1 protein-coding gene is annotated in these 1,181 nt (G+C 64.8%); it reads left to right on the forward strand.

The features are described from left to right. Window positions 1-18: 18 nt before the first annotated feature. A partial coding sequence (locus tag ACIP8W_RS31965) for a beta-ketoacyl synthase N-terminal-like domain-containing protein (RefSeq protein WP_402205922.1) occupies window positions 19-1,181 on the forward strand: 1,163 nt, incomplete at its 3' end.

Here is a 1,181-nt window from a genome sequence, read left to right on the forward strand (position 1 = left end):
CTTGCTGGTGATGAGGGGATGGAGCTCCTCGACGCGGCGTGGGGGAGTGGTGAGGCGTTGTTGGTTCCGGTCCGCTGGGATCACAAGGTGCTGCGACGGTCACACCGCGTGCCACGTCTTCTCAGTGAACTGATCGGTGGCCATCGCCGCAGGCGGGCGATGGTCCAGGACAGTGCGGCCGTCGCAGGGACGGTCCGGCACCGTCTGGAGGGTCTGCCGCGAGCCGAAGGCAACCTCCTCGTCCTCGATATGATCCGGGTGCACAGCGCAGCTGTCCTTGGCTACTCCCAGGTCGAAGTAATCGACGGGGAAAGGTCGTTCAAGGAACTGGGCTTCGACTCCCTCACCTCGGTGGAGCTGCGGAACCGGCTGGGTGAGGCGATGGGGCTCCACCTGCCTGCGACCCTCACCTTCGACTACCCGACGCCTGTTGTGCTCGCGTCCCAGCTGTGCGGCGAACTGCTCGGGATGCAGGATGACATGGCTGAGTTCCTGCCGGTCGGTGCCGTTCACGCCGATGAACCGATCGCCATCGTAGGCATGGCCTGCCGCCTCCCGGGCGGTGTCCGTTCCCCCGAGGAACTGTGGGAGCTGGTCCGCTCCGGCCAGGACGCCATTTCTCGGTTCCCGGACGACCGGGGCTGGGATACTGGACCGACTGCCAATGATTTTCCCACAGTTGGTGGATTCCTTTACGAAGCGGGCGAGTTCGACGCAGGTTTCTTCGGGATTTCGCCGCGTGAGGCGTTGGCGATGGACCCGCAGCAGAGGTTGTTGTTGGAGGCGGCGTGGGAGACCTTCGAGCGGGCGGGCATCGATCCGGCGGAGCTGAGGGGCAGTCGTACAGGCGTTTTCGTGGGTGGCTTCGCGCAGGATTACGGGCCTCGGCTGCACGAGTCGGCTGATGGGCATGACGGGCACGCGCTGACCGGCACCACGTCGAGTGTTATGTCGGGCCGCCTGTCGTACACGTTCGGTTTCGAGGGCCCAGCGGTCACCGTCGACACGGCCTGCTCCTCCTCTTTGGTCGCCCTGCACCTGGCGACGCAGGAGTTGCGAGCGGGTGAGTGTGACATGGCGCTCGTCGGCGGTGTGACCGTTATGTCGACGCCGGGCATTTTTGTCGAGTTTTCGCGACAGGGCGGTATGTCCGCTGATGGTCGTTGTAAGTCCTTCTCTGC

Origin of the sequence: Streptomyces sp. NPDC088554 (genome assembly GCF_044752945.1) — a bacterium.
Taxonomy (GTDB): domain Bacteria; phylum Actinomycetota; class Actinomycetes; order Streptomycetales; family Streptomycetaceae; genus Streptomyces.